Source organism: Microcoleus sp. MOSTC5, assembly GCF_036701825.1.
Taxonomy (GTDB): Bacteria; Cyanobacteriota; Cyanobacteriia; order Cyanobacteriales; family Microcoleaceae; genus Microcoleus; species Microcoleus asticus.
This window is the reverse complement of the sequence record NZ_JAUBRK010000019.1, coordinates 1-24,936: the sequence shown is the minus strand read 5'-3', so window position 1 is coordinate 24,936 and position 24,936 is coordinate 1. Positions and strand designations below refer to the sequence as shown.

Sequence of the window (24,936 nt, the reverse complement as noted above, 5' to 3'; positions counted from 1 at the left end):
GGACATACCAAATCAAGCTGGTATGGTGACAGGTTTCCATGTGTCTCCCAGAAACCACTCTCTTGGAGGCAAATATATGACATTCTTCAATCGCCAACTCACAAAAAAATCCCCCGCGCCAGTACCTGTAGAAGAAATTAAACAGGCTCAGCACGAAGAACCTGTAGGCCACCTGCACGGCATTTTCCGGCACTGGATGTGGCTTAGCCCATCCAATCACCGCGCCCAGTAAATCAGGTATTTCTCCGCCGCAAACAAGCCGTAAAGTACGGTTCCCATCACAGCCAAAACCATCAATCCTGCAAAACCTAAAGGCACGTCAAAGTTAGAACTCGCGGTGACAATTAAGTAACCGAGGCCTTTGTTGGATGCTACTGTTTCCGAAATTACAGCGCCGACAAAGGCGAGGGAAATTGCTACTTTTAGGGATGCAAAAACGTAGGGTAAGGTGTGGGGGAACCCGACTTTTTGGAAAATTTCGATTTGGGATGCACCAAGCGATCGCATCACATCTTTCATCTCGGGTTCAACTGTATCTAATCCTAAAGCTACGTTAACGGCGATCGGGAAAAATGCCAGCAAAAAAGCAGTCAGAATTGCCGGCACCGTACCGATGCCAAACCACAGCGCAAACAGCGGTACTAACGCTACCTTCGGTACAGTATTGAACCCAACTAATAGCGGGTAAAGAACTATATATGCAATTCGGGAATATCCGATCAGAAACCCCAGCACTACGCCTGCCACAATGGCGAGGATGAAACCCGCTAGAGTTGTAAACAGGGTTTGTCCCGTGTTTTCGATCAGTGCCTTGCTTTGAGTGAAGGTTGCTGCGATGATGGCGGAGGGTGCGGGCAAGTTGTACGGGGGGATTTTGAACAGCAATACTAGAAGTTCCCACAGCACGAACAGCAAGATTGTCGCAGCAATTGGCAGGACAATGCTTGCTGTTTTTGAGCGCGCAAATTTTTCTAAATTATCCATTGCTTTTTGGTTTTTTAATTGCGGTGAATGTGGCGGCGCAGTTCTGCAACGATGTGGTTGAAGTCATCCGAGACCATCATATCTAGATTGGTGGGACGCGGCAGGTTGACTTTTACTTTATAGACGATCGAACTCGGACGCGGGCCCATTACATAAACTGTATCCGATAAGAAAACTGCCTCCCGCAAATCGTGAGTGATCGGGATGCAAACGCACTTCACCCGCATCCACAAATCTTGCAGCATCACCCACATTTCCTCGCGGGTGAAAGCATCTAGCGCCCCAAAAGGTTCGTCCAGCAGCAGTATTTCCGGTTGGTGAATTAACCCCCGACAAAGGGAAGCCCTCTGCCGCATTCCTCCCGACAATTGCCAGGGAAACTGTTTCTGAAAGTCTTGCAATCCGACTGTAGCTAACAATTCTTGGGCTTGGCGCACAAACTTTTCGCGCCGCTTCGGATCTTTAGATTCCCGCTTGTAAGGCTGCACTACTTCCAGCGGCAGCAGTACGTTGTCGAGGGTATTTCGCCAAGGCAACAGCACGGGATTTTGAAACGCAATTCCGACATTTTTGAGCGGTTTGGTAATCTTTTTGTCCCGAATCCGAATTTCGCCAATCGGGGCTGGAGATAGCCCGGAGACCATCCTCAAAATAGAAGTTTTACCGCAGCCTCTCGGCCCCACAAACGACACAAATTCCCCCTGGGCGATCGATAGAGAAATCTCATCAATAATTCGCCTCGGTTGCCCGTCAACTCGATACTCTAAGCCCACCCGATCGAATTCCAAAAGAGTCGGTTCTTGCGTTTCGACCGCATCTGTTATAATTTTAGGCTGTACCGTGATTAGTCTACCTCCTTTCTTTAATAGAAACTCAGATGTGGATGCGGTAAACAGTATTATCTCAACATTATCTCGTCACCTCTATCGGGTATACAAAAACAATTTCAAATTTATCTATTTATTGTTGATAATTCGGAAGTGTTCTGTATCATAACATACCAAGTTTCGCACAAGCAAGTAAGCGATCGCAGTATCAGCCAGTGCGGCCGAAAATAACAACTTATTTATTTGATTGTTGTTTGACGAAAACCCAATAAATGTGTTTCTGTATACAGTACGTCAAGTAATTAGAGTATACGGTATACGGCAAGCCAGAGCGCTGCTTAACTTGGACGCAATATCCGCAGAGATTAGCGATAGTGTTTGGCGCGCTAAATAGGTTTTTTCTTTGATTGGTTGTCCAAATAGCAAGCTTTTCTCCATGAAAAATACGTGGTTAGTACGATCGCTATCCCTAGTGCTGATTGCAAGTCCAGTCATCCTGAGTAGCTGCCAATCTCAGCAGCCGAATGCAGCAACTACCCCTGCACCGGGGGGAGCAACTACAACAGCGGCGGCTGACACCGCACAGAAACGCACGATCAAAGTCAATCCATCTTGGCTGCTGCAAGGCGACAATGCACCGCTAACAATTGCCATTGAAAAAGGCTATTTCCCAGCCGAAGGATTGGATGTCAAAATCGAGCGGGGCTACGGTTCATCTGACACAATTACCAAAGTTGCAGCAGGTCAATTCGAGAGCGGATTTGGCGATATTTACTCGATGATGGAGTTCAAAGCCAAGAATCCAAACGATCCAGGAGTAGCAGTTGCAATACCTTACAACCGATCGGCTTTTGCAATTATTGTTGCCCTCAAGTCGAGCAACATTGCAGATCCTAAAGGATTAGCCGGCAAAAAGCTAGGAGCTCCTGCAGGAGATGCACCCCGCAAATTGTGGCCGGTATTTGCCCAAAAAACGGGCGTGCAGGCAGACTCGGTAGAGTGGATTACAATGGAGCCAAAGCTGCGCGAAACATTATTAATTAAAGGCGATGTGGATGCGGTGAGCGGCTTTGCAACAACGATAATCCCTGCATTAGAAAAAGCAGGCAAAAAGCCGGAAGATATGAATGTCTTTTACTACACCGAGAACGGTTTAAATTTGTACGGAAATGCGATCGTTGTTAAAAAAGCCTTTTTAGAAAAAAATCCAGAAGTAGTAAAAGGCTTTTTGAGAGCGTATTTTAAAGGACTTCAAGATACATTAAAAGATCCGGCAGCCGGATTGGAATCGGTGGTGAAAGCTGGAGATAGCTTGATGGACAAAAATGCGGAAAAGCGCCGCCTGCAAATTGCTTTAGAAAGGCTGTACGTCACTCCCGAAGTTGAAAAAGTTGGCTTGGGAGGAGTCGATCCAACGCGTCTCGAAGCCACAGCCAAACAAGTAGCAGAAGTCTTACAAATAGCAGCTCCGCCAGTTAATCAGATATTTGATGAGAGCTACTTGCCTCCGAAAGAAGAGCGGGCTTTACCTGCTGCTGCCGATCGCAAACCGTTGACTTAAAAGTCGATCGAATATATTGCCGTTGTCCGAGATCGCTCGGCGGTTGAAACCGCTACTACACAAACAAAGTCCGCCTGCGCGGACTAAGAAATCGAGGGGTATTCTACTCGTTACCAGGCAGAGCCTGGTAACGCAGATCCGGAGGCTCTGCCTCTAATTTCGCTATTTACGGTGTGAGGATCATGTCTAAATTTTTGTTTTTCCAAATCCTGCTGACAGCAACGCCAGCCTTTTTTTGTATTAATTTTCTGCATTGTCCTGCCAGCTTTGCTGCGGAAATTGCCGCTGCTGAAACCGAGGAAGCAAAAGCCCTGACAGCAGAGTTACCGCTAGCAGAATTGGTTGCATCGCCAGTGGCGATCGCACCAAGTCAAACACAGATAAACCCTGCGGTAACGCCAGAAATAGCAGCCAAGATCGAACTAAACGATCGACAACAAAAGGAGAATAATTCACTCACTCCAGACAGCGATCAAGTCACATCAGTTTCTCAGCTAAACGATGTTACACCTGCCAACACAGTAACTGAAGAATCCGGCGAAGCACAAATTGCGACCGCACCAATTCCCACCCAGACAAATCCAGCGGTAACACCAGAAAAATCCGCCGATATCGCACCCAAAAATCAACCAGAAACAGAGCCGGAAAAAGTTCCAGCATTTTCTCAAGAAAACGAGGTAAAACTTACAGAAACAGCAGCCAAAGAATCCGGCGGAGCGAACGTATTGGCAGAGTCAATGCAAACGCAGGAAAATCTGGCGCCGGCAAGTATTGACGATATCCAACAGATAGATAGCCTGGAAATAAACGACGCTTCCGAAATAGAGCAAGTCACCTCAGTTTCCCAACTCAGCGATGTCAAACCCACAGATTGGGCATTTCAAGCACTGCAATCATTAGTTGAACGCTACGGCTGCATCGCAGGATATCCCGACGGTACTTATCGCGGAAATCGAGCCATTACTCGCTACGAATTCGCAGCCGGCTTGAACGCTTGCCTCGATAAAATTTCCGAGTTGATAACAGGCGGAACCTCGAATTTTGTCAAAAAAGAAGATTTAGAAAAACTTCAGAAACTGCAAGAAGAATTTGCGGCAGAACTAGCAACGCTGCGCGGTAGAGTCGATGTATTAGAAGCTCGCACGGCGGAGCTAGAATCTAATCAATTCTCGACCACAACGAAACTCAATGCTACGGTTTGGTTCAACCTCACATCAGCATTTCCCACAGGCGACATCACTGCCGAACGCAGCCGCACTGCCCCGAACAGCGCCTTTGCTCCCCCAACTCGGGATGCAAACAATCGACCGACTCGCGTCGATCGCGATCGACCTGAAACTACTTTTAGCTACTACGCTTTCTTGACGCTAAATACCTCGTTTACGGGCAAAGATTCCCTGGTGACTCAGTTAGTTTTTGGCAACGGCAACTCGCCTGCGAACGAACTGGTATCGGCGGGTTTTTACAACTCTTGGGGAACGCCGTTTTTAGATCAGACTGGCGTGCCGACGGCTAATAATGTGGGAATTCGCGAGATGTCCTACACGTTTCCGGTAGGAGATAAAGTTCAAGTTTCGATCGGGCCGCGGTTGAATTATTATCGATACTTTGACGGCAACCGCTTCACGTTTTTTCTCAGAGGAGCAACGAGTTTTAACTCGAACGGAAGTACACTGTTGAATGCAGTAGATCGCGGATCGGGTGCTGCTGTCATTTGGCAAATTGCCAAACCAGTCAGGTTTACGGCTGCTTATATGGCTGAAAATACCGAATTTTTGAATCCTGCGGTATTCAATACCGCTAGCAATCCCAGCGATGGTTTGTTCAACAGTTCAAACACGATTACAGCGCAATTAGAATACTCTCCCAGCAACTCTTTCAATCTCAGGCTGATTTACGCGCGATCGAGCCTCAAACCTTATAATGGATTCATCGGCGGTGCAGTGGGCGAGCCGCTGCCTTACGGCTATGCAGATGACGGTTTTGGGGGAAGAGTTAGAGACTCCGGTGCAGATGCTTTTGTTGTCAATTTTGATTGGTTGCTGACCCGAAATTTTGGTTTATTCGGGCGGTATTCCTACGGGCAACTTGAGGTAAATCCGGTAAATCGCGATCGCTCTGGCGGAGATATTAAAGTACAGTCTTTTCAAGTCGGGATGGGATTTCCTGATTTCGGAAAAAAGGGCGCGCTGGGTGTACTTTCATTTGTGATTCCCCACAATTATATATCGGGCCGCAGATTTTTGCTGTCGGGCGGGGGTAATGGAGGTACTCAGTACGAGGTAGAGGGTTCGTACTATTACCCGATTACTAATAATATTGCGATCGTCCCGGCATTTTACGCTATTTTCAATGCCAACAATTTTGATGGCAACCCTACTGTATTTGTCGGAAATCTTCGCACTCAGTTTAGCTTTTAAGTAGGCACGCGGCTTTTAAGTAGGCACGCGGCAATGCCGTATGCCTACAGTTGCAGGTGCGGGTAGGCACACGGCACTGCCGTCTGCCTACAGGTGTCGCGTACAATCTATAGTCCCTACAAATGTCACCTGCAATCTATACCTATCTGCTACAGAAGCGTCAATGTGCTGTATCATTGATAATGAGTCAGCCAAAACAAACTCTCATTTAACATAAAAGTTTTAGATAGGAGGCTGAATCAACCCTTTTTAACAATAGTAAACTAACTTTATTTTAAACTGAAGGATAACTGATTTTGGGCCTTTCATTTCGCGCGATTCGCCGCACTCAATCCCTCCACGAACAAACTTACCAAGCTCTCCGAACTGCTATCCTGTCGGGGGAATTAGCAGGTGGAGAACGCCTGATCGAAACACAACTGGCCCAAATGCTAAACGTCAGCAGAACTCCGGTGAGAGAAGCTTTGTGCCAACTGCAACGAGAGAATTTAGTGACGGCCGATCCGAATAATGGATTGCGCGTCGCTACGCTTTCGATCGCCGATGCTGCGGATCTTTACGATTGCCGCATCGCTTTGGAACAGTTATCGGCGGCTCAAGCGAGTCAAAATGCTACACCCGCTCAATTGAAACAACTCGAATCGATCGTCCAACAAGCAGAAAATAACACACAGGCGCGATCGGGCGAACTGACAAACTATCAATTATTGTACGCAGACTGCCAATTTCACCGTTTGCTAGCCCAAAGTTCGGGCAATTCTTGGTTAGTAACTCTGTTGGATCAGGTGTTTGACAAAATGATATTAGTGCGGCTCCGCACAATGGAATACAATCCGGGAGTATTGGAAATCCGCAGCGAACACCGCCGCATTTATCAAGCTGTGAGCGAACAGAATGCTGCCGCCGCAGGGCAAGCAATTAAAGAACATTTAATCGCCAGCAAAGCGCGGGTAATTAAAGAAATTCAGGAGATAGAACAGCAGCACGGGAAAATAGATAAGTTAAAATAAAGGCGATCTTACCATTAAAAAAAATCTCTCCCGATCGCCAGAGCGACAATCTCAATTAACGATCGCGAGCGGGACGCTCGCACTGTAATATGTCAGCAAATTATCCGCGAGAATTAATCGGTTACGGGCAAAATCCGCCCCACCCCAAATGGCCCGATCGAGCGCGCATAGCCGTGCAATTTGTCATCAATTACGAAGAAGGCGGAGAAACCTGCATCCTGCACGGAGATGCGTCTTCGGAAACGTTTCTGTCAGAAATTGTCGGGGCCGTCCCCCTATCGGGACTGCGCCACATGAATATGGAATCCTGTTACGAATACGGCAGTCGGGCCGGTTTGTGGCGGCTGCACCGGATGTTTGTTTCGAGGGGAATTCCGGTAACAGTATACGGGGTAGCGATGGCATTAGAAAGGCATCCCGAAGCAGTAGCAGCGATGTTAGAGGCCGATTGGGAAATTGCCAGCCACGGCTACCGCTGGATCGATTATAAGTATTTTGGAGAAGAAGCGGAACGGGAGCACTTGCACAGGGCGATCGCCCTCCATACGCAAGTTACAGGCAGCCGTCCCCTCGGCTGGTATACCGGGCGCACTAGCCCCCATACTCGCAAGCTAGTAGCCGAGGAAGGCGGTTTTCTCTACGATGCCGACAGCTACGCGGATGACCTGCCTTACTGGGTGTACGAGTGCGCCAGACCCCACCTAGTAATTCCCTACACCCTCGACAACAACGATATGCGGTTTGCCACGAGTCAGGGGTTTAATTCCGGCGATCAGTTTTTTGCTTACCTGCGGGATGCTTTCGACTTACTCTACGCCGAGGGCGAGACAGCACCCAAGATGATGAGTGTGGGACTGCACTGCCGTTTGGCGGGCAGGCCGGGGCGCGCTGCTGCCCTGGCGCGTTTTTTGGATTACGTGCAGCAGCACGAAAAGGTGTGGGTATGCCGCCGCATCGATATTGCCCGACACTGGCACGAATATCACAAGCCGATAGTCTCCAAGGAGGACTGAAGTCCTCACTACAAACCTGAAATCCGTAGGGACACGGCACTGCCGTGTCTGAAATCCGTAGGGACACGGCACTGCCGTGTCCCTACTACGAACCCGCTTTATAAGCGGCCCACCCACCTCGATCGGAAATATCCAGCCACTGGTACTTCTCCACTAACTCCCGCGGGTACAAGAAAGCCGTTAACACTTCCCCGTCCTCCAAAACCACATCCGACGGATACATATACGGCGGTTCTCCGGCTGCAAGCTGTTCAAATTGCTCTGGAGTCAGTTCGTACACTTCGCCCGGAATTGATACGCCGGAGGCGGCCACTTCGTAAATTGCAGGATGCCAGCCATTTTCTGCGGAGTGCAAGCGGTAAATCGGACGAGTTTTCGCTTCTCGGATAAACTTGGCTTCTCCAAGGTTGCTGTTGTCCGGCTGACCCCGAAGGGCAGAACCGCAAATAAACACTCGTTTGGCTGCAATTGCTGTTTGAGTCATATCCACCCGATAAAAAATTGTGCTTTTTTGTACAGTTAAATGGCCGCGATCGCCTTTATTCTGCTTACTGTGTTTTGCATACAGCAGTTTAAGTGCCAAAGCCATCGATTTTTGTAAACAAGGCTACATTGTTTCGCCTATTTAAATGCTATTGCATACAGTATACAACAATTAGTTAAATCAATCAATAGCAGAACTTTAGATGACAGTTACATTTACACTTTCAGTCAACGGGTCGCGCCTCAACCGCAGCATCGCCCAACTCGCTCAAATTGGCAAACTACCGGGAGGAGGCGTCAGTCGGGTAGCATTTACCAAAGCAGATTTGCTTGCCCGCCAACTCGTTGAATCTTGGATGGTAGAAGCAGGGATGACAGTTCGCATTGACGCGGCGGGGAATATTATCGGTCGATATCCCGGAAAGCGCGAAGGTGCAGCGCTAGCCACAGGTTCTCACATCGACACCGTGACTGTGGGCGGCCATTACGACGGAGTTTTGGGAGTTTTGGCAGGCATTGAAGTGGTGCGGGTACTGCACGAAAATAACGTGCGCTTGGAACATCCCATTGAGACGATCGTATTTACTGACGAAGAATGCACCGTTATCGGCTGCAAAGCGATGGCCGGAAATACAATCAGCGACGCGGCATATTACCGACGCAGCGACGGTACTTCCATTGAAACTTGCTTGGGAAAAATTGGCGGAGATTGGTCAAAAATTGGGGATGCCAAACGCCATCCCCAAGAAATAGCAGCTTTTGTAGAACTGCACGTCGAACAAGGAGGCGTTTTGGAAAGTACCGCCGACGAAATAGGAGTAGTCAAAGGCATTGTCGGACAGTACCGCTATGCAGTAACGGTAACGGGCCGCCCGAATCATGCCGGATCGACGCCCATGCACGCCCGAAAAGATGCGCTGGTAGCCGCCGCACAAATGGTACTGGCAGTCAACAAGCTGGGAGTAGAAACACCCGGAGAACAGGTAGCAACGGTGGGTTACTTAAATGTGTCGCCGAATGCTACAAATATTGTTCCGGGAAAGGTGGATTTTAAAATCGACTTGCGCGATATATCTCAAACTCATTTGGAAGAGTTGTTAGTTAAAATGAAACAGGAGTTTGGGGCGATCGCACTTGCCACCCAAACCGAAGTTGAAATGACCGAAATGCTGCACGTATTGCCGACGCTAGCAGCACCAAAAATTCAAAATGCAATTGCAGAAGTTTGCCGGGAATTAAGCTTGAGTTACACCCATTTAATCAGCCGCGCCGGACACGACGCTCAAGAAATCGGACGGTTTACCGATATGGGGATGATTTTCGTTGCTTCTCGCGGCGGCATCAGCCATGCAGAAGATGAATATACTTCCCCCGAACAGTGCACTCAGGGAGCAAATGCGCTGTTGCAAACGTTCTTGAAGCTCGATCGGCTTTACGACTAGGGCAGCAGAATAAGCGATGCTTTCAGCAATTCAAAACGTCCTAAAAACATAGGTTAGTTGACAAAATTCAGATGACAGATAATAAAGATGATGCCCGATTCCCGATGCCAGATTCCCGATTCCCTATGACAATATCTTCAAAAATCTTACTCGCCAAATTTCTAGCCAAATTCACAGGAACAGCATTACCCACCATTTTATATCCATCAGCAATCTGCTTGTACTTAAAAATAAACTTATCCGGGAAAGTCTGAATTCTAGCACATTCCCTGACAGACAATCTGCGGTAAGGGTGAGGCGAATTAGGATCGAAAATGCGTTTATCCTTAGCAACTAAAATCATTTTATTAGCTTGAGGATGGAGAGGTGCGTGTCGACCGCTCGCCTGAATTGTAAAAGAAGGTTCCGACCAACTTCTCACTCGATTTCGCGACATATAAATGCTCGAAAACCCCAAATCCGCACATTCGTGATTTGGGACAGAATCGTGATAATTATCTAATTTACCCTTAACTGACATAGGGGCGATCGCCTGCAAATCCAAAATCGCATCTTTCAGCGTCAAAACCTCGGTTCCAGGTGCGGGAAACTCAAAACCCAAACCCAGAATTTCCCGATAGCCAACAACAATCACCCTTTGCCTATCTTGCGGAACACCAAAATTTTTAGCATTCAACAACTTGTACGAAACCCGATACCCGATCTCCTCAAACTGCGATAATATATAAGTAAAAGCTTCCTTGTTTCTGGGAGCTAAGATACCGCTAACATTCTCAGCTAAAAAAAACAAAGGCTGCTTGTCCCGCACAATTCTGATATACTCCCAGAAAAGTTGACCCCGACTGTCATCAATCCCTCGTTTCGCCCCTGCTTCACTCCAACTTTGACAAGGAGGGCCGCCGATTATCCCAATACAGTTGGGAATTTCATCAGATTTGATTTTTCTGATATCTCTGCGATCTAAAATAGTTTCAGGATGATTGAAATTATACGTATCCCAAATAGACTTATCATATTCATTCGCCCAAACCGGATTAAAGCCAGCTAAGCGAAAACCCAAATCTAATCCGCCACAACCCGAAAACAGAGAAATAATATTCATACCAATCGACATCTATCTCCTCTCTTCCTTCGCGCCTTCGCGACTCGTTAAAAAATCCAATAATCCTCAATGAATTCAGAATCCATCCTTCAATCTTACCAACATTTCGGCGTCCATCTCGGCTTAGAAAGAATTCACCAACTTCTCCAAAAACTAGACAACCCCCACCAACAAGTACCCATTATCCACATTGCCGGCACCAATGGCAAAGGTTCCGTTTGCGCTTATGTCTCTTCCGTACTAACAGAAGCGGGCTATCGAGTCGGGCGCTACACATCCCCGCACCTAATCGATTGGACAGAAAGAATTTGCATCAACCAAAAACCGATTGCCCCAACAGCATTGCAACAGTGTCTAGAACGAGTTGTCGCCGCCACCGAAAATAACACCGAAACTCCCACTCAATTTGAAATAATCACCGCAGCAGCTTGGCTGTATTTCGCCGAACAAAAAACAGACATCGCAGTCATAGAAACTGGATTGGGCGGTAGATTAGACGCGACTAACGTTTGCGAAACACCTCTCGCTAGCGTCATTACTTCTATCAGTCTTGAACACTGGCAAATACTCGGCCCCACTGTCGCCGATATTGCTGGGGAAAAAGCGGGAATTCTTAAAGCAAAATGTCCGGCAGTGATCGGAGAATTGCCAGAATCAGCTAGAATAGTGGTAGAAAAACGCATTCAAGAATTAGACTGTCCGGCAAGTTGGGTAAAACCAGCAATAGATTTAGGACAAGGATTCGCAGAATATCAGTTAAATCAAAATGCGGTTAAAATAAAATATCAATTGCCGCTGCTGGGAAAAATTCAACTAATGAATTCAGCAATTGCGATCGCAACTTTGCAAACTCTCCAAAACCAAGGATGGCAAATTTCCCCAACCGCCATCGAAAACGGTATCGCCAAAACCCAATGGCCCGGAAGACTCCAGCAGACAACTTGGAAAAACCGCAATATATTAATTGACGGCGCGCACAATCCAGCCGCAGCTATCGCCCTGCGTGAATATGTCGATCGCCTGAACAATCACCCGTCACCGATTAACTGGGTAATTGGCATTCTTGCGACTAAAGACTGCGATGATATTTTGAAAGCATTACTCAAAAAGGGCGATCGACTTTACCTAGTACCCGTACCCGATCCAAACTCATCATCCCCCGCAGAATTAGCAGCCCTCGCTCAAATTATGTGTCCCGAATTAACTCTCTGTCAAGCCTTCCCCGACTTAACAACAGCTTTAGATGCTGCTGTTACAGGTGACAACCTAACAATCCTTTGCGGTTCGCTTTATCTCGTCGGCTATTTTCTGCAACAACAACAATCCCAAGCTTAAACGCATCAGAATTGTGTTTCTTCCTCCGTAAAGATAGGAGGCCACAATTCTGAAACGGGCAATTCCCAACCGGGAAAAAGTTCTGCTACTGTTAAGATATCGCCATTTCCTAAAACAGTCGGTTCACCTGTAGAGCGATAAATAGTCACTGTTTCTTCATCAGGATCGATCAGAATTCCGACGATCGCACCCAACTCTATAAACTTCAAAACCTTGTTTTCTATAGGCTTAATACGATCGCTCTGAGATTTAATCTCAACCACCAAATCGGGGACAAGTTCTCCAAAATAACGCGGACTTTGGCGCAAGCGGGCGGCCCGCACAAAAGAAACATCCGGTGCTTTGACATTCGTATCCGGCATGATGAAACCGCCTGCGGAGTCAAAGACTCTCCCCAAGCGACGGGGATAAACCCAGTTACCCAGCAAGCGAATCAAAATACTGCTGATTTCACTTGATACGATGTCTGATGGCCCCACAATTGAAAGTCTCCCGTCTTCTAGTTCAATTTTGTAATCTAAACCCGCTTCGGAAAAAAGGGTTTGAACTTGGTTCAAATCTTTGAGTGTCATCGCTGGCATAAGAATTTTCTCCTATTCCGATCTGAGCTTTAATTTTAACACCAGTCAAATTTCTGAATATTTGAGGAATTCAGGCTGTATTCCTACAAATCATCAATCAAGCTGAATTGATAAAGGCCATCGCACGGGATAAATAAACTCGGTTTCTGGGATGAGCGAGCGTTCTGATCCAGAAACATTTACCTCTCAAGTAGTCGAGCTTGACCTATCGAGTTTTCTCCTCTGACTCCGCCTTTTGAAGAGGCGGTAATTTAATCATTTAATAACTTAAAAGCTTATATCTGCTTATATATGGTCGCACATATTTCCATTATTTAATAATACGTCAAGTGGCTAAAAAAAGCAAGGGGCGAGAGAAAATAAAATCCCGCCCCAGCTTCAATTAAAAACTACCTTTGATCCCAAGCCTTAGCCCCATCAGCCACAGCTTGGTCTACCGACTTCTCCTCCAACATTGCCGCCTGCAAATTGTCATAAATCGCCTTTTGCAACTTCTTAACATCCTTGAGAGGCGGAATCAATAGCTCGGCGGAACTCAACCCAGAAGCACTAACAACGCGAGCTCGATCGGCTGCAGGAGCATCAGTCGGAACGGTCTTAAAATAATCGTCCTGCAAAGCCTCAACCGTAGAAGGCAAAACATTAGCAGCCTTAGCAAAAGCCAACTGATTTTGAGAATTAGTCACGTACAGAGCAAACTTGACAGCATCATCAGGGCGCTTGCTGTCGCGGGGCACAACCAAATTCATCACCGCCACAGTCTTCTTACCTGTTTCCCCCGTAATTTGAGGCGCAGCAGCCGAAACAGCACCAATACTCGGCGCATTCTCACCAATCGCCTTCAAAAACTGAGGCCCAGAAGCTAACAAAGTAGTTTCCCCAGCTTGATAAAGCTCGATCGCCCTACGATGTCCCTGCACCAAAACATCCTGCGGCAAAAGTCCGTTCTTGTACAAATCTACCCAATACTGAAAAACAGCTTTGCCCTTAGCAGTATTAAAAGCCGCCTTGCCTTTCGCATCAACCAAAGGCACACCCATCTGCACGAAAGATTGCAAAACTTCCGCCGAATCTTCCGGCACAAAAGTCACAAAAAAAGCAAACTTACCAGTCTTCTCCTTCACCTGCTTCGCAACCTGTGCCAACTCGGCATAGGTAGCAGGAGGCTTAGCAATTCCAGCCTTCTTTAACAACTCCGTATTGTAAATTGTCACCCCAGTCGTGAGATACCAAGGAATGCCAAAACTCTTGCCGTCGAGTACACTAGCTTTCCAGATATTTGGGAGATAGAGCGATCGAACTTGCTGCGGAATCCGAGAATCCAAATCCAGCCAAGCATTGCGTCCAGCCAACAGCGAAGCAAAATCGGGATTCAGGTTCACCACATCCGGCGCAGTTTTCGCCGAAACCGCCCCCAAAATTTTGCTTTCCATCGCCGACCAAGGAACGTCCACCCAACGCACCTTCACCCCCGGATTTTCCGCTTCAAAACCGGCGATTGTCTTGTTGAAATACTCAGTAAACTGAGGTTGAAGTTGCATAGTCCAGAACTCGATTTCCTGCGTATTATTTGCCTGGGAATTAACAGCCGGCTTGCTGCAACTCACCACCGCAGCCAGCAGCAGCCCCACCAGCCCAAAAACAGCAAACAGTTGCCAAGATTTACGTTTCATAGAATAAAATTTGAGAGTTATGGGAACCGTTAGAGAAAAAAGCGATCGCCCGAATCAAGCGCGATCGAGTCAGTAACAGAGTTTTGTACCTGGGCCCAGGAGCGAGATAGTCTGTTTTTGTGCAGAATCGGCAGGTTTTCGGTCGATCGAGCTGGAATTTATTGACATTCGCAGCAGAATAGCTATTGTCAAGTAAATTGGATAGCATAAAATCGGAACTAGCGATCGCGCAACACAGACGGATCTGCGCAGCTACGGCGGGATACCGAGATTGCAGCACTCTTGCGGCAGTTGGAAACCAACCCTCCAACACCGCGCGCGCTGAATCAGGCTGGCCAACTACAAAAGAAAAAAATAGCAATTACCGGCGACCCAATCACATGGTTAACTTTTTCAAAGGTCTACTTTCCCAACGCCAGCCAGGAATCGGGATCGAAATAGCCCCAGACCGCATCAACATCATTCAGCTCGAAAAGAAAGCTCAGGCATTAAAATTAGGCATCCTAGCCTCAATAGAAGTTCCAGAAGACTATGTACAAGAAGGACAAATAGTCGATCCGCCAGGAATGGCAGAACTAATAAAAGCCGTCCTCGCCGAAAACAAAATCAAAGCCAAGCGAGTAGCCACAGCCATTCCCGGCCGCGAAGCCGTCATCCGCTTAATCCCTGTTCCCGCAGAGCTCAACGAGGAAGAACTGCGGGATTACATGAACGCAGAAGCAGGACTGTACTTGCCGTTTCCCAGAGAAGACGCCGACGTAGACTATCAAAAAATAGGCCTTTTTGTAGATGACGACGGAGTAGAAAAAGTGCAGGTCGTGTTAGTCGCAACCCGCAGAGAAGTTACCGACACATACATCGAAACCTTCAAAGAAGCCGGACTGATTATAGACGTACTAGAAGTAACCAGCTTTGCCCTAATCCGCACCCTCAAAGAACAACTGCAACAATTTTCCTCCCAAGAAGCAGCCGTTCTCACCGCCATAGAATTTGACAGCACCGAGTTAGCTATAGTAGTGGACGGCATACCTCAGTTCAACCGTACCATCCCGATCGGCACCTACCAAATCCAGACCGCCCTCAACCAAGCTATGAACCTGCCGCCAACCAGAGACACCAGCGAACTGCAAGGCATGACTCTGCCAGTCACAGATACAATGGGCGCGTCTGGAGACGCCAATCCCGGCACAAATGCGATGATTAAAGTATTGGGAGAACTAGCAGACGAACTGCGCCGCTCAGTAGACTTTTACCTCAACCAGAGCGAAGAACTCGAAGTAGCGCAATTGCTGCTAGCGGGTCCTGGAGCTGCGATCGGCAAACTAGACGAATTTTTCATGCAAAGATTAAGCTTGCCGGCATCTCAAGTCGATCCCATCGAAACCCTAGGACTCGAAATCAGCGAAGAAATTACCCCAGAACAGCGAGCAGGTTTAGGAGTCGCCCTAGGTTTAGGACTGAGGGAGGTGATGTGACCTAACAGTTTTAGATGGGAGAAAAACCGATTTGAGAATTTTAGGTAAAAACCCCTGCCCAAAGAAGAAGGCAGAAAGCAGAAGGTAGAATATTGGAGGTAGAAGGTAGAAGGTAAAAGGTAGAATATCTCTGAGGTAGAAGCAGCCCATTCCTTCAGTAGAAGGCAGAAAGTTGTTTCTTTCTTCCCTAAATAAATCCTTCACTTGTACCAGCAATCTTGGGTTCTGTCAAAAATCTAAAATTTCAAATTTAAATCTATAGCAACAGCCAAGACAGTTAGGACCTTCTTAATTGCTGAAACATAAGCGGTCGATTCCTTCTTACTTCTACCTTCTTCCTTGTGTCTTCTACCTTCTACCTTCTACCTTCTACCTTGTGCCTTCTACCTTCTACCTTGTGCCTTCTACCTTCTTCCTTCTGCTATAAAATCGAGTGAAGCCATGTACAGCCTAGATATTAATTTTCTCAACGACCGGCCGGACTACAAACCTGTCGCAGCAGCCAAAAGCTCAGCTAAAAAAAGTTCGGGTGGAGCCAAAGACCAACTGCCCCTAATTGGGGCGCTGCTGTTTGCCTTCGGCCTCAACGCCGCAGTCATGGGCGCTTGGTGGTGGGCGACTAACGACAATACCAACTTGGCCGCACAACAAGCAACCATCGACGAAGAACTGGCAAAGTTAAACACTCAAGCCAACACCATCAAAGCCATCAACGCCGAAACCGACCAAGTTACCGCCGAATACAAAGCATTAGCCGGAGTATTCGACCAAATTAAACCTTGGTCGGCGATGCTGCAAGACCTGAGTGCCCGCACTCCGGCGGGAGTGCAAATTGCCAAAATCGAGCAAATCGACCCCAGTCCGTCCCCCGTTGCAGCAGCACCCCCTCCCCCCGCAGCAACTCCCGCTGCCTCCCCGGAGGCGAGTCCGTCTCCAGCCAGCCCCACCCCGGCTGCTGCTCCCGCCCCCGTCGTTTTGCCGCAGCAGGCAGCAAAAGTACAAATTTCAGGGATAGCAAGTACCTTTGCTCAAGTTAACGACTTTATGTTGCTAGTCCAGCGCTCTCCTTTCTTCCTCAACACCGATACCAAACTGGTAGCGGCCACATTAAAAAACAACCCCGCACAATTACAAGTGCGCAACCAAAACGCAGCAGCACCAGCAGAACTTCCCAAACTGCGGCCGGTGGTGGAATATAAAATTGAAACAACGCTCAGCCCGACGGGAGCCTCCGAGTTGCTCCCCGAGCTGCGGAGCAAGCAAGCAGACGGGCTAGCAATACGGATAGAAACACTTCAAGAAAAAGGAGTGCTAGAACCACAAAAACCAGAGGTTAAAAAACAATGACATTAGCAAATGAGTATGGTCCTAGCGGACAAGCAGAAGATACAGGGGCTAAGGAAATATTCGGGATTAAGCTGACGCCCCAAGTCCAAGCAATCGGCGTCGCGGTTCTAGGTCTCGGAATTGCCGGCTACCTCGGCTACCAGTTCGTACTGCCCGAATTCCAAAAAAGCGGCGAATTCAAGCAAAAAATTAGCGAAAGCAAGCAAACGCAACTGCAATTGCAAACTCAAATTCAAAAAAAGGCAGAAGCAGAAGCAAAGCAAGAAGAAGCAAAACAGCGCCGCGCCAACGTGACGGCAATGTTTGCCAGCGACGCCAGCGCCAACACGCTTTTGCTGGACATGACCCAACTGGTTAATAGAATCAACGCCGGCGTGCAAGGAGATGACCTCAAGGCTAAAATTACCAAATTTGAGCCGGATATCCCGCCAGCAGCAGCAACGGCCGCGCCGGGAGCTCCAGACCCAGATATTCTGGCCGATACCTCCTTCGGGCCGTCCCTGGCTGGCAAGCTCAGACGCAAAAAATTTAAGGTAGAGTTTGAAGGCACTTTCGCTCAAACCCGCAATTTTATGCGTAACTTGGAGTTGATGCAGTCGCTGTTGGTAGTGAGGAATTTGAAATCTGAATTGCTAGCATCAAATCAGGCAATTGAAGTTGACTTTTTGAAAGGGAAAATAGTTCCTGTGGAGCAGCCGCCAACTAAAATTAAAACTGCTTTTGACTTGCACGCGCTGCTGCCATTAAAGCAAGAAGAAAAAGCGCCAATTGCGGCTCCGAGTCCTGTTGCTAAGTAGCGGTTGTTTGGCGGATATTAGCTATTATTCCCAAGTCGCTATTTCACAAAAATGGAGAATGCAGAAGGTAGAACTTTGAAGATTGAAGGTAGAAGTCAAAAAATTAGGAATGCCATCAAATAATTTATTATATGGCACTCAAAAATTCGGTCTAAGACCGAATTTATTCTAATATCAGTTCCAAAAAATAATGAAACTGTAGGATAGCTTCTAACCCTTATATCATTCAGTTATTCCTAATCGAAAATCTAAAATCGAAAAGGGCATAACTTCTCCTTTCAAAAAGGATCGAATCGAGAATCTTTCAGTCAGTTTAGCAGCTAGCGACAAAAGACTGCTAACAACAAATAACAAAGTGTAGTTGAGGAGAGAACGTGAAACAGCATCTACGGTTAAGTGGAGGACTCTTATGCAGCGCTGCAGGAGTTATCATCGCCCAAGCCCCCGTCTTGGCAGTGCCGACTCAAGTCACAGGAGTGCAAGTAAGTCAAGGCAATAATGGGGTAAATATTGTCCTAGCTACGGAAAAGGGCGATCGCCCGCAAGTTTTCGCCATCAATAACGGCAATACTTACCAAGCCACAATTATTAACACCCAGCTCCGCTTGCCACAAGGCAACAGCTTCCGTCAAGATAACCCCGCTCCGGGAATTTCTTCAGTAGAAATCAGCCAGGTAGAGGCTAACAGCATCCGCGTTGTGGTGGCGGGCACCAACGGAGTTCCCAACGGACAAATTGTTCCCGGACAAGGCCAAAGCATCGTCCTCAGCGTTGCCGGACAGGGCGGGACTGAACAGTCTGCCCAAACTGCACCTCCGCCACCTCCGGGACTGCCGCTGAGCCAAACAGCTCCCCGGCCGGCTCCCCAAATTCGCACGTCGCAAAACCCAGGCGTGCTGCTGCCAAATCCCGAAGTTACTGTTACCAGGAACGATCGCCCGCCCCTCCCCAGCGAGATTCAATCTCAGACAAATCAGGCGCCGCCTTTCCAACCGCGGGCCGTGGCTCCCCCCTTGGGAGATATCGCGGTGTCTAACATCGCCCCCGGCGTGGGAAATATTGAACTGAGTTCGGGAGAACGCATCCCCCGCTTGGTGTTGCGGGATGCCCCAGTCCGGGACGTTTTGGCTCTGCTGGCCCGCGCTGCGGGATTGAACATCGCTTTTACAGGCGGCGGGGCCCCCGGTCAACCCGGCCAACCTGCGGCCGCACCGGGAGCGACAGGCTCCGATGAAGGGCCGAAGATTTCCTTGGACATCGAAAATGAGTCGGTGCAAGATGTTTTCAACTACGTGCTGCGGATTAGCGGGCTGCAAGCTAACCGCCAGGGGCGGACGATTTTTGTAGGGACTAGCTTGCCGATCGACTCGCGCAATATTATCATTCGGACTCTGCGGCTCAATCAAGTTCGGTCTACGGATGCAGCTAACTTTTTGAGCGCTCAAGGCGCGGAAACTCAACTGCCGATTACTCGGGTGACTATTCAAAGCGTGGGCCAGGGAAATGCGGCGCGGGATGTGGAAATTAGGGAACCGGACATTAAGGCGATCGGCGCTAGGGAAGGCACCGGGCCGCTCTTGCTGAGGGGACTGTCGGTGCTGGCGGATTCTCGGCTCAATTCCATCACTTTAGTGGGCGACCCGCGCAAAGTTGACATGGCTGTGGCTTTCTTGACACAGCTAGATTTGCGCCGCCGTCAAGTGGCTGTCAACGTCAAGGTGATCGATATCAACTTGGTGGGAAGCAACAGAACCAACAGCAGTTTCTCTTTCGGAATTAATAACAATTTCTTCGTCAATGACAATGGAGCAGCAAGTCTCAATTTTGGCGGCATCAATCCGCCCAGCGGGGATCCCCTTAACGGGATCATCGCTCGACCGATCGTCGGCAACCCAGTATTCGGGGAGCCTTTGTACGATCCGAACGGCAGGCTACTTAACGTGCCGCTGACAGCACCCGGCGGCGGGTTGTTCGTGCAGCCGACAGCGCCGATTACTACTGACCCTACGCGAGTTGGGATTACCGATTACACGCCGTTTGGGAGAGACTTAACCACTGGAGCGTTAACCTCTGTGGGAGAAGCAACTTTCGGCTTGTTCCCGCTGTTCCAATATCCCAGGAGGTTCCTGTCGGCGTTGCGGGCAACTATTGAAAGCCGGAATGCCAAAATCCTGACCGATCCGACTCTAGTCGTTCAAGAAGGAGAAACGGCGAATGTGAATATTACTGATGAGGTGATTACTAACATCACGTCGCAAACGCAGACTACTGGAAATACAAGTACCCAAACGGTGACGGCTGTCAAAGACAGGGCTGGTTTGCAGTTGGGGGTGGCGATCGATCGGGTTGACGACAACGGCTTTGTCTCTCTGCGGGTGAACCCGATTATCAGGACACCCGGCAACACTCAAAACCTTTCGACTGGCGCGAACACCAATCAGATCACTCTGCTGGGCGAGCGCTCGTTGCAATCGGGGTTAATTCGCCTGCGGGACGGTCAGACTTTGATTGTTTCGGGGATTATCCGCGACGAAGAACGGGTTACAGCGAACAAGATTCCGATTTTGGGAGATTTGCCGATTATCGGTTCGCTGTTCAGGAGCACCGATAAGGCAAACCAGCGGGCGGAGTTGATTGTATTGCTGACTCCGCAGATTTTGGATGATAGCGATCGATCGAACTTTGGCTACCAAAACAACATCAGTCCCGACGCGCGCCAACTATTGCAGCGCAGTCAGCCCGTCCAGCCGAGACAGTAGAGCGAAGGAAGAGATAAGAGGGCATTGGTGTCAACTTAACGCTCTTTCCCCTCAGTCAGACAGGGGTTTCAACCCCTGCCTCAAAGCTAAAGTCCTCTTGCAGAGGACTAAAGAACTGATTAGTTCTCTGCAAGAGGACTAGAAATGATTTTCTCAGTCGTCTGAAGACGACTTCAGCTATGAGACAGGGACTGAAGTCCGTGGCGGGTTTCGGGAGAATGAAACAGCCCTGCCCCACGGGGGGAAGAAAAGAGCAGGAAATGAAGAAGGAAGAAGGAAAACTTTTTTCCTTTAGCCCTTGACAAATGACATTTTATTCTTTCTGTTTTTCATTTTTTTCGGCTTTGACATCCACCGAGGCGAGAAATCTTCTCTCCAAAGTGGTATTTTTTTACCTAATTTTGGGTATTAATTCTAAAAAGTTGCCAAGTTCCATATAAATTAAAGGTTCCACCGATCCATAACGGTCGGCAAGACTTTAGAATAATGCAGTGAAAATTAGATGCTGTGGGGTTTTCAGCAATTAGAAACAAAAATTCCTTTTCTGACCAATTACCCTAGGGTAATTAGTATTCAGCAGGAGTTTTGAATTGGGGAAGCGGACAGGAGCCAAAGGGAACAACCCAAACCTCCCAAGCCACACCCCCATGCAGTTGATAACTCACAGCTAATAGTTGAACTCTGTTTGACGTATTTTGCAAACCCTGAAGGAGTGCGCAATGAACAAAGGTGAATTGGTTGATGTAGTGGCAGAAAAGGCTAGTGTCACTAAAAAACAGGCAGATGCTGTTTTGAGTGCAGCCTTGGAAGCAATCATGGAAGCTGTCTCCGACGGCGATAAGGTGACGCTGGTCGGTTTTGGCTCGTTTGAGTCGCGGGAACGCAAAGCCCGCGAGGGTCGCAATCCCAAAACTGGCGACAAGATGGAAATCCCAGCAACCCGAGTTCCTGCATTTTCCGCAGGGAAGTTGTTTAAGGACAGAGTTGCACCGCCGAAAAACGCGGAATAACTGGCGAACTGAGTCTTGATTAGACCTGTACACGGTGGGAATTTAGCTTGGGCAGCCGCACTGGCAGGCTGCCCTCCCTCTGCTATTCTCGATTTTTCTGCGAGTATCAGTCCTTTGGGCCCTCCTGAGTCGGCCCTGGATGCGATTCAAGCACACTTGAGCAGTCTGACGGCTTACCCAGACCCGGATTATGGAGAGCTCAGGACTGCTTTGGGTGAGGCTTTGAATGTTGACCCGGATTGGATTTTGCCGGGGAATGGTTCGGCGGAATTGTTGACTTGGGCGGCTTGGGATTTGTCGAAGCTGGAGGCGACTTATTTGGTGACTCCGGCTTTTGGCGATTACTGGCGGGCTCTTTCGGCTTTCGGGGCGAAGGTGCTCAAATGTCCTTTGGCTCTCCAATTGTTGGACGCGGACCCTGTTCGCCGGTTAGTAACGGATGATTTGTCGGTTTCTAACCGTTCTCTTGTCTCCCCTTCTTTCCATCTCCCGGTTCCTCTTGCTCTCGATGCCGATCGAGGTTTACTCCTGAACAACCCGCACAATCCTACGGGTTTGCTGTTTGATAGGGAGGCGATTTTGCCTTATGTGAAGCAGTTAGGTATGGTGGTGGTAGATGAGGCCTTTATGGACTTTCTACCGCCTTCTAAGCAGGAAACTTTGATCGATGCTGTTGAGGAGTTTCCGAATTTGGTGATTTTACGATCGCTCACTAAATTCTATTCTCTGCCGGGACTGCGGTTGGGCTGTGCGATCGCCCATCCCGATATTCTGGGCCGCTGGCAGTTGCAGCGCGATCCTTGGCCTGTGAATGCTTTGGCTGCTGCTGCTGCTGCTGCTGTAGTGCGAGATACTGTGTTTGAGCGGCAAACTTGGGATTGGCTGCCTGTGGCTCGCCGAGAGCTATTTGAGGGTTTGGCTAATTTACCGGGTTTGCAGCCAATTGCCGGAGCGGCTAATTTCTTGTTGGTTGAGTCGTCGATGTCGGTTTCTTTGATTCAAAAAAGTCTGTTGGAACGACACCGGATTTTGATTCGGGATTGTTTGAGTTTTCCTGAGTTGGGCGATCGGTTTTTTCGAGTAGCTGTGCGCTCAAGGGCGGACAATCTGCGGCTGATTGCTGCACTTGCCGAAGTTATTCGTTAGCTGACTGTTGACGGTTGTCAGTTGACTGTTGACGGTTGTCAGTTGTCAGTTGACTGTTGACTGTTAACAACCAATAAAAGTTGACAAACCGATTTTATTGGTCGTTTGAGCGGACATCCCCAAGAAACCCGGTTTCTATGATAAATCTTGGGTTTTGCAGCGAAATATCTAGGAAGAAACCGGGTTTCTGACCCCGCGCACGGATCGTCCTAAACTACTAACTAATGACTAATGACTACTGACTTCTTTATTTATGCTTGACTATGATTTAGTGATTATTGGTGGGACTCCGGCCGGACGTTATGCTGCTTTGACTGCAACTAATTTCCCGGCCCGCGTTGCTTTGGTGGAACCGCTAAGTAATTCGCAAGATTTGCCGACTGGGGGAAAAGAGTCGATCGACCTTGGTTTGAGATACAGCCAAACTTTTAGGGAGGCTGCTCGTTTTGCCCAGCAGATAAGCCGCCAGCAGTTGGGCGTTCGCTGGGAACTCGCTAATTCCTCCATGCCGAGCGAATTGCGGTTTGACGGGGTTCTCAAGTGGGCCGAGGGTGTTGTTTCTAATTTGTCAGAAATTGATTCTCTCGGCGTTTTGGCTGCTCGCGGAGTCGATGTTATTTTTGGCAGCGGCGAGTTTGTTGCGAAACCGGATTTGGCTTTTGTTGTCGGCGGGCGTTCATTGCGATCGCTCTGTTATTTGCTAGCTTGTCCAACTCTGCCGGCGATTCCCAATATTGAAGGACTTTCGTCTGCTGGCTTTTTTACTTCGGAAACTGTCGGGGAATTAGCAAAACTTTCACAGTTGCCTAAAAGTTTGGCTGTAATCGGCGCAGATCCCAGCGGTGTCGAAGTGGCTCAGACTTTTGCTCGGCTCGGGGTTGCTGTCACTTTGGTGGTGAAAAGTTCGCACATTTTGGCTAAAGAAGACCGGGAGGCTGCTGGTTTGGTGCAAGCTGGAATGGAAGCTGAAGGAGTGCGGATTCTCACTGCTACTGAGGTGACTCAAGCTAGGGTGATTGAGGGTAAAAAGTGGATTCAAGCTGGGCCAAGGGCGATCGAAGCTGAGGAGATTTTTCTAGCCGCCGGTAGAGGGCACAATTTTTCATCGTTAAATCTCGAAGCGGCTAAGGTTCAATTCAGCGCTCGGGGGGTGATTTTAAATGAAAAGCTGCAAACAACTAATCGCCGCATTTATGCGATCGGCGATGTTGCTGGGGGTTATCCGTTCCCTCACATCGCTAATTACGAAGCTGCGGTTGCTGTGAAAAATGCTTTGTTTTTGCCCCTGTTTCAAATAGATTATCGCGGGATTCCTTGGGCGATTTTTTCCGATCCGCAGTTGGCGAGGGTTGGCTTGACTGAAGCGCAAGCAAGGCGCCGTTTTGGAGACGATCTCATTGTTTGTCGGGAATATTTCAAGAATGTTGAAAGAGCTCAAATGTCCGGGGATACAACGGGTTTTTGTAAGATTGTCGGGCGTCGCAACGGGGAGATTTTGGGAGCGAGTATTGTGGGGCCGCAAGCTGCTGAGTTGATTCACGCGAGCGCTTTGGCTGTGCGTCACGGGATGAAGGTTGAGGCGATCGCCCAACTTCCTTATATTTGGTCGAGTTTTTCGGCAATTAACGGTCAAACTGCTGCTCTTTGGGAGTCGCAGCGCTTGGGTAGCAATACTTTTTCGCGCAATTTATGGGAGAATCTGTTTCACTGGCGCAGGTATTGGAATAAGTAAAGAAATCCGGTAGTGCTAAACAAGTAATGATGCATTATAATGATGGATGAAATACCAGATTGCACCGATATGGTTGTCTAATGACTTTGAAAACGACAAGGTTTTGCGTACTAAGCGAGAAACTCGCTGGCGTAAGGTGTTGTTGAATCGTTCAATATAACTCAATACGGTTTACTTAAGGCTTGGGAGGCTTTAAGATTTTAAAAATAGGAGGATTAGTTTTTATTCCAGTACCTCTG

21 protein-coding genes and 1 pseudogene are annotated in these 24,936 nt (G+C 48.4%); 14 read left to right on the top strand and 8 right to left on the bottom strand.

All coding sequences use genetic code 11. The annotated features are described in order from the left end of the window. Positions 1-76 precede the first annotated feature (76 nt). Positions 77-232: a hypothetical protein gene (locus QUA54_RS12585; protein WP_172186176.1), complete on the top strand. Its 156-nt coding sequence runs from the start codon at positions 77-79 to the stop codon at positions 230-232. Here the strand turns inward: QUA54_RS12585 and QUA54_RS12580 are convergent. Beyond that, positions 217-984, bottom strand: a complete 768-nt coding sequence (locus tag QUA54_RS12580; protein WP_333414897.1) for an ABC transporter permease — start codon at positions 982-984, stop codon at positions 217-219. The genes QUA54_RS12585 and QUA54_RS12580 overlap by 16 nt on opposite strands. 14 nt (positions 985-998) lie before the next feature. Further along, positions 999-1,757 (bottom strand): ABC transporter ATP-binding protein, encoded by a 759-nt coding sequence (locus tag QUA54_RS12575; protein WP_333414896.1) that lies wholly within the window; start codon positions 1,755-1,757, stop codon positions 999-1,001. Positions 1,758-2,247: 490 nt separating this feature from the next. On the opposite strand from QUA54_RS12575, the gene QUA54_RS12570 reads away from it, so the two are divergent. The 4 genes from QUA54_RS12570 (at position 2,248) to puuE (ending at position 7,815) form a co-directional block, all read left to right on the top strand. Next, positions 2,248-3,372, top strand: coding sequence for an ABC transporter substrate-binding protein (locus QUA54_RS12570; RefSeq protein WP_333414895.1), 1,125 nt, complete (start codon positions 2,248-2,250; stop codon positions 3,370-3,372). Positions 3,373-3,554: 182 nt separating this feature from the next. Beyond that, positions 3,555-5,792 carry an iron uptake porin gene (locus tag QUA54_RS12565; protein WP_333414894.1) on the top strand — a complete coding sequence of 746 codons (2,238 nt, stop codon included), beginning with the start codon at positions 3,555-3,557 and terminating at the stop codon, positions 5,790-5,792. A 296-nt stretch (positions 5,793-6,088) separates the two neighbouring features. Next, the gene (locus QUA54_RS12560) at positions 6,089-6,802 is read left to right on the top strand and encodes a GntR family transcriptional regulator (protein ID WP_333414893.1); all 714 of its coding nucleotides are present in this window, start codon (positions 6,089-6,091) and stop codon (positions 6,800-6,802) included. Between the two features lie 89 nt (positions 6,803-6,891). Continuing rightward, a complete protein-coding gene (gene puuE, locus QUA54_RS12555; RefSeq protein ID WP_333201159.1) occupies positions 6,892-7,815 on the top strand; it encodes an allantoinase PuuE in 924 nt (307 codons plus the stop codon). 85 nt (positions 7,816-7,900) lie between these two features. Here the strand turns inward: puuE and QUA54_RS12550 are convergent, their stop codons facing one another. After that, on the bottom strand, positions 7,901-8,404 hold the full coding sequence (locus QUA54_RS12550) for an allophanate hydrolase-related protein (protein WP_333414892.1): 504 nt from the start codon (positions 8,402-8,404) through the stop codon (positions 7,901-7,903). 97 nt (positions 8,405-8,501) lie between these two features. On the opposite strand from QUA54_RS12550, the gene QUA54_RS12545 reads away from it, so the two are divergent. Further along, positions 8,502-9,740: a Zn-dependent hydrolase gene (locus QUA54_RS12545; protein ID WP_333414891.1), complete on the top strand. Its 1,239-nt coding sequence runs from the start codon at positions 8,502-8,504 to the stop codon at positions 9,738-9,740. A gap of 67 nt (positions 9,741-9,807) precedes the next feature. Here QUA54_RS12545 and QUA54_RS12540 read toward each other — a convergent pair whose 3' ends face one another. Further along, the gene (locus tag QUA54_RS12540) at positions 9,808-10,842 is read right to left on the bottom strand and encodes a DNA cytosine methyltransferase (RefSeq protein WP_333414890.1); all 1,035 of its coding nucleotides are present in this window, start codon (positions 10,840-10,842) and stop codon (positions 9,808-9,810) included. A 69-nt stretch (positions 10,843-10,911) separates the two neighbouring features. Here QUA54_RS12540 and QUA54_RS12535 point away from each other — a divergent pair, with 69 nt between their 5' ends. Next, the gene (locus tag QUA54_RS12535) at positions 10,912-12,177 is read left to right on the top strand and encodes a folylpolyglutamate synthase/dihydrofolate synthase family protein (RefSeq protein WP_333414889.1); all 1,266 of its coding nucleotides are present in this window, start codon (positions 10,912-10,914) and stop codon (positions 12,175-12,177) included. Positions 12,178-12,182: 5 nt separating this feature from the next. On the opposite strand, the gene QUA54_RS12530 is transcribed toward QUA54_RS12535, so the two are convergent. The 3 genes from QUA54_RS12530 to QUA54_RS12520 form a co-directional block, all read right to left on the bottom strand. Beyond that, positions 12,183-12,758, bottom strand: a complete 576-nt coding sequence (locus QUA54_RS12530; protein WP_333414888.1) for a Uma2 family endonuclease — start codon at positions 12,756-12,758, stop codon at positions 12,183-12,185. A gap of 389 nt (positions 12,759-13,147) precedes the next feature. Continuing rightward, positions 13,148-14,431: a sugar ABC transporter substrate-binding protein gene (locus tag QUA54_RS12525; protein WP_333414887.1), complete on the bottom strand. Its 1,284-nt coding sequence runs from the start codon at positions 14,429-14,431 to the stop codon at positions 13,148-13,150. Next, entirely contained in the window at positions 14,421-14,639 is a 219-nt protein-coding gene (locus QUA54_RS12520) for a hypothetical protein (protein ID WP_333414886.1), read from the bottom strand. The genes QUA54_RS12525 and QUA54_RS12520 overlap by 11 nt, the downstream gene beginning before the upstream one ends. A 172-nt stretch (positions 14,640-14,811) precedes the next feature. Here QUA54_RS12520 and pilM point away from each other — a divergent pair, with 172 nt between their 5' ends. From pilM to QUA54_RS12485, 7 genes are all read left to right on the top strand, one after another. After that, positions 14,812-15,906 carry a type IV pilus assembly protein PilM gene (pilM, locus tag QUA54_RS12515; protein ID WP_333191571.1) on the top strand — a complete coding sequence of 365 codons (1,095 nt, stop codon included), beginning with the start codon at positions 14,812-14,814 and terminating at the stop codon, positions 15,904-15,906. Between the two features lie 441 nt (positions 15,907-16,347). Then, the gene (locus QUA54_RS12510; RefSeq protein WP_333414885.1) at positions 16,348-17,253 is read left to right on the top strand and encodes a PilN domain-containing protein; all 906 of its coding nucleotides are present in this window, start codon (positions 16,348-16,350) and stop codon (positions 17,251-17,253) included. After that, a complete protein-coding gene (locus tag QUA54_RS12505) occupies positions 17,250-18,050 on the top strand; it encodes a pilus assembly protein PilO (RefSeq protein WP_333414884.1) in 801 nt (266 codons plus the stop codon). Before QUA54_RS12510 ends, QUA54_RS12505 begins: the two co-directional genes overlap by 4 nt. Before the next feature lie 374 nt (positions 18,051-18,424). After that, complete coding sequence (locus QUA54_RS12500; RefSeq protein ID WP_333414883.1) at positions 18,425-20,809, top strand: AMIN domain-containing protein; 2,385 nt, start codon at positions 18,425-18,427, stop codon at positions 20,807-20,809. 719 nt (positions 20,810-21,528) lie between these two features. Then, positions 21,529-21,819, top strand: coding sequence for an HU family DNA-binding protein (locus tag QUA54_RS12495; protein ID WP_172186158.1), 291 nt, complete (start codon positions 21,529-21,531; stop codon positions 21,817-21,819). Between the two features lie 15 nt (positions 21,820-21,834). Then, positions 21,835-22,965 (top strand): threonine-phosphate decarboxylase CobD, encoded by a 1,131-nt coding sequence (gene cobD, locus QUA54_RS12490; RefSeq protein WP_333414882.1) that lies wholly within the window; start codon positions 21,835-21,837, stop codon positions 22,963-22,965. A gap of 253 nt (positions 22,966-23,218) precedes the next feature. After that, the gene (locus tag QUA54_RS12485) at positions 23,219-24,697 is read left to right on the top strand and encodes an NAD(P)/FAD-dependent oxidoreductase (RefSeq protein ID WP_333414881.1); all 1,479 of its coding nucleotides are present in this window, start codon (positions 23,219-23,221) and stop codon (positions 24,695-24,697) included. Positions 24,698-24,712: 15 nt separating this feature from the next. On the opposite strand, the pseudogene QUA54_RS12480 reads toward QUA54_RS12485, so the two are convergent. Continuing rightward, positions 24,713-24,859 (bottom strand): annotated as a pseudogene (locus QUA54_RS12480) (IS1 family transposase); the annotation flags it as partial. Positions 24,860-24,936 lie beyond the last annotated feature (77 nt).

What these genes read in the sequence shown, in the direction of transcription:
- QUA54_RS12510 (WP_333414885.1), top strand. Translation starts at nt 16,348, where the DNA reads ATGTACAGCCTAGATATTAATTTTCTCAACGACCGGCCGGACTACAAA.
- QUA54_RS12550 (WP_333414892.1), bottom strand. Translation starts at nt 8,404, where the DNA reads ATGGCTTTGGCACTTAAACTGCTGTATGCAAAACACAGTAAGCAGAAT.
- puuE (WP_333201159.1), top strand. Translation starts at nt 6,892, where the DNA reads ATGTCAGCAAATTATCCGCGAGAATTAATCGGTTACGGGCAAAATCCG.
- QUA54_RS12535 (WP_333414889.1), top strand. Translation starts at nt 10,912, where the DNA reads ATGAATTCAGAATCCATCCTTCAATCTTACCAACATTTCGGCGTCCAT.
- QUA54_RS12530 (WP_333414888.1), bottom strand. Translation starts at nt 12,758, where the DNA reads ATGCCAGCGATGACACTCAAAGATTTGAACCAAGTTCAAACCCTTTTT.
- QUA54_RS12545 (WP_333414891.1), top strand. Translation starts at nt 8,502, where the DNA reads ATGACAGTTACATTTACACTTTCAGTCAACGGGTCGCGCCTCAACCGC.
- QUA54_RS12525 (WP_333414887.1), bottom strand. Translation starts at nt 14,431, where the DNA reads ATGAAACGTAAATCTTGGCAACTGTTTGCTGTTTTTGGGCTGGTGGGG.
- QUA54_RS12505 (WP_333414884.1), top strand. Translation starts at nt 17,250, where the DNA reads ATGACATTAGCAAATGAGTATGGTCCTAGCGGACAAGCAGAAGATACA.
- QUA54_RS12520 (WP_333414886.1), bottom strand. Translation starts at nt 14,639, where the DNA reads ATGCTATCCAATTTACTTGACAATAGCTATTCTGCTGCGAATGTCAAT.
- QUA54_RS12565 (WP_333414894.1), top strand. Translation starts at nt 3,555, where the DNA reads ATGTCTAAATTTTTGTTTTTCCAAATCCTGCTGACAGCAACGCCAGCC.
- QUA54_RS12580 (WP_333414897.1), bottom strand. Translation starts at nt 984, where the DNA reads ATGGATAATTTAGAAAAATTTGCGCGCTCAAAAACAGCAAGCATTGTC.
- QUA54_RS12485 (WP_333414881.1), top strand. Translation starts at nt 23,219, where the DNA reads ATGCTTGACTATGATTTAGTGATTATTGGTGGGACTCCGGCCGGACGT.
- pilM (WP_333191571.1), top strand. Translation starts at nt 14,812, where the DNA reads ATGGTTAACTTTTTCAAAGGTCTACTTTCCCAACGCCAGCCAGGAATC.
- QUA54_RS12585 (WP_172186176.1), top strand. Translation starts at nt 77, where the DNA reads ATGACATTCTTCAATCGCCAACTCACAAAAAAATCCCCCGCGCCAGTA.
- QUA54_RS12540 (WP_333414890.1), bottom strand. Translation starts at nt 10,842, where the DNA reads ATGAATATTATTTCTCTGTTTTCGGGTTGTGGCGGATTAGATTTGGGT.
- QUA54_RS12570 (WP_333414895.1), top strand. Translation starts at nt 2,248, where the DNA reads ATGAAAAATACGTGGTTAGTACGATCGCTATCCCTAGTGCTGATTGCA.
- QUA54_RS12495 (WP_172186158.1), top strand. Translation starts at nt 21,529, where the DNA reads ATGAACAAAGGTGAATTGGTTGATGTAGTGGCAGAAAAGGCTAGTGTC.